This window comes from Acidobacteriota bacterium (genome assembly GCA_016196065.1).
In the GTDB taxonomy this organism is placed as follows: Bacteria; Acidobacteriota; Terriglobia; order Terriglobales; family Acidobacteriaceae; genus Acidiflorens.
The window spans coordinates 1-3,079 of the sequence record JACPYL010000023.1 but is presented as its reverse complement, the minus strand read 5'-3'; the positions used below and the strand labels follow the sequence as shown (position 1 = coordinate 3,079).

3 protein-coding genes are annotated in these 3,079 nt (G+C 59.5%); 1 reads left to right on the top strand and 2 read right to left on the bottom strand.

Annotated elements, in window-relative coordinates; translation table 11 throughout:
• Nucleotides 1–607: aminotransferase class V-fold PLP-dependent enzyme (locus tag HY010_17845; GenBank protein MBI3477598.1), on the bottom strand; the 607-nt coding region annotated here is incomplete at its 3' end.
• 157 nt (nt 608–764) lie between these two features.
• Here HY010_17845 and HY010_17840 point away from each other — a divergent pair.
• Entirely contained in the window at nt 765–1,880 is a 1,116-nt protein-coding gene (locus HY010_17840) for an IS110 family transposase (protein MBI3477597.1), read from the top strand.
• A 923-nt stretch (nt 1,881–2,803) separates the two neighbouring features.
• Here HY010_17840 and HY010_17835 read toward each other — a convergent pair.
• Nucleotides 2,804–3,079, bottom strand: a 276-nt coding sequence (locus tag HY010_17835; protein ID MBI3477596.1) for an amidohydrolase family protein, incomplete at its 5' end; no start/stop codon positions are given.

Below are 3,079 nucleotides of genomic sequence, written 5' to 3'. Positions count from 1 at the left end.
TGGTGCTGGTGACGTGGGTGATGGCGATGACGCGCGTGCGCGAAGTGATGGCGCTCTCAAAATCAGCCAGAATCTTCTCCACGCCGGGCGCCGGAATGGCGACGGGGAGCGATTTCACCACAAAACCGTCCCGCTGCGCGCGTACGCGCCACGAATCGTTGTTGGAGGGATGGTTGTGATCGGTGATCAGCACCTCGTCCCCCGGCTTCAGATCCACGCCCTTGACAATGACGTTGCTGCCTTCGCTGGTATTGCGCGTGAGGGCGATCTCGTCTGGCGAGACGCGCAGCATGCGGCCGAGCTTGTCGCGCAACGATTCCCGCATGGCCACATACTTGTCGCGATTCTGGAACGACGGGTTGGCGTGGAAATCGCGCAGATATTCCAGGTGCCGGTCGAGCACCAACCGCGAAGCCGGACAAACGTTGGCCGCGTTCAGATAGAGGAGACCGTCTTCCAGCGGATATTGGCGCCTCACCATCTGCCAGTAACTCTCGTTGGCGCCATCCGGAAGGCGCGGCGCCGCAGCCTGCAGCGCGGTTTCAAACGCGCGCCAGGCAACCGGCACAGCAGCCAGCCGGAAAAAGTCGCGTCGCGTGTTGTTCATGAGGGTGTTCCTCCGGTGGATTTATTGTACCGCCGCTAATCCGTCGCGCCACCGAAAGACCTCACCGCCGAGATGGAATGAGAAGGCCGGTCTCCTAGGCGGGATGCGTTAAGCTCCCAATGAGGTACGCACTCGAAGTGCAAAAAGGAGACCGGCTATGAAAAAGAATAGCAGCAACCAACAGAGAGCGCATAAGAGCAGTGGGCAGGACCAGGAGAAAGGGGCGTTTGCCTTTCATATCGGCATCGATTTGGGCGACAAGAATTGCGACGTGTGTGTGATGAATCCGGCAGGCGAGGTGCACGAACAGTTTCGGCTGCGCATGAAGCCGGCGGACTTGGTCGCGTATTTCCTAACGATAGGGCGCAGCCAGGTAGCGGTGGAAGCGGGAGGGCAGTCGCAATGGGTGGCCGAAGTGATCGAGAAGTGTGGACACCGGGTGTACGTATCGAACACGCGCAAAGTGCCGTACATCTCTGAAAGTGACGCCAAGGACGATCCCGGGGATGCGTACAAACTGGCGGAGCTGGTGCATTTCAAGCCGCGGCTGCTGCATCCGATCGAGCACCGCAGCCAGGCGTTGCAAGCGGATCTGAGCTGGATACGGGCGCGAGAAACGCTGGTGGAGAGCCGGACGCAACTGATCAATACGATCCGCGGGATCAGCAAAGCGTTCGGAGAGCGGCTGCAGAAGTGTTCGGTGGAGGCGTTTACGGCCAAGTTGGCGGAGCAGATACCGGCCGTCATCCGGGGTGCGGTGGCGCCGCTTTTGGAGATGATCGATCATCTCAACGAGCAGGTTCACTACTACGATCAGATGGAAGAACACATAGCGCGCGAGCGGTATCCGAAGTACTGGCTGTTAGCGCAGGTGGATGGGGTAGGAGTGCACACGGCGCTGTCGTACATGCTGACGATCGGTGACCCGGAGCGGTTTGCGAAGAGCCGGATGGTGGGATGCTTTCTGGGGATGCGGCCGAAGAAACAGGAGTCGGGGGAGAGCAAGCCGCAGTTGGGGATCACGAAAGCGGGAGACGAGTATCTGCGAAAAACGCTGGTGAACTGTGCGCATTACATATTGGGTCCGCACGGAAGAGACAGCGATCTGCGGCGGTACGGGTTACGGATTTGCGAGCGCGGGGCGAAGAATGCCAAGAAGCGAGCGGTGATCGCGGTAGCGCGAAAGCTGTCGGTGTTGTTGCATCGGTTGTGGGTGACGGGGGAAGTTTACGAACCGCTGCGGAATGGCAAGAAGGCTGCGCAGGCTGCATAAAGAGAGAGGAGGAAAAACAACCCAGATCGATGGGAGCAAAACAGCCAATGGGAACGAATCGTGTAACGGGAAAGAATGGTGGAGTGGAGAAAGGGGGCAACGGGCAAGCACCGAAGTGAAGCACAAGCGTTCGCTATGGGGCTGACTGCGTTCGGCGTCTTGGTCCAACGAGATCGTCGCTGAGATAGCAGCGCCCCACCAAAAAACGAGGCCGACGCCATCTTGGCAAAGTAAGCAAGGGGAAGAAAGCCACGCCGGTCCATCGGAACAGAACAGGCTGATGGGAAACAAATCGGTAATAGGAAAGAATGGTGGAATGGGGAAAGGGGGCAACTGGCTGGTACCGAAGTGAAGCACAACCGTCGCCATGGGGCTGACTGCGTTCTGCGTCTTGGTCCACGAGATCGTCGCTGAGATAGCAGCGCCCCACCAAAACGAGGGACCCCATCTTGCAGCGGGCCAGCGGGCCCGAATCAGTGCGGATAGAAGCGGGGCGAGAGGCAAACGACGGCCAGCCGGAAATTACCTATGCGGAGAAGCGACCAACAGGATCCCGAACCGGCGCGGCGGCCGTATGGGTCCGCTCCCATTCCCCCTTCTGCGATTCTGGGCGGGGAGGGGGCCGCAGTCAAGACTTCCCTTCGGCGCGCCAAAACCGGGCGCGGTCTTGACAGCGGCCCCCTCCCCGCCCAAAGAAAAATCTCGCTGATAAGAGGAAATGGGAGCTCTGTCTCTTGCTTCGCCAAGCTGCTGGCGCCTCCCGTTGGTCGGCCTTCGGCGATCGAGTGGAGGTTCGGCAGGCAATAATTTAATGCTTGACACAGACCGGCCTTCTCATAGAAGGCGCAGAGGCGCGGAGAAAACCAATTGTTTCCTCTCGGTTCTTTGCCTTCTCTGCGCCTCTGCGGTGGAAATTCCAGATCTCAATGCCGTTCGTACACCAGCTTGCCCCCCAGGTACGTCCGCTCCACCTGAGTAGTCCTCACCTCGTCCACGCCGCAAGTCAAAATATCGCGATCGAGAACAATCAAGTCCGCCAGCTTGCCCGTCTCGAGCGAGCCCTTCTCCTTCTCCTCAAAGGTCAGGTACGCGTTATTGATGGTGTATAGCCGGATGGCCTGCTCGAGGGAAATGCGCTGCTCCGGGTGCAGCGGCTGGTCGGTCCAGCGCGGCTGCCGCGTCAGCGTGATCCACATGCC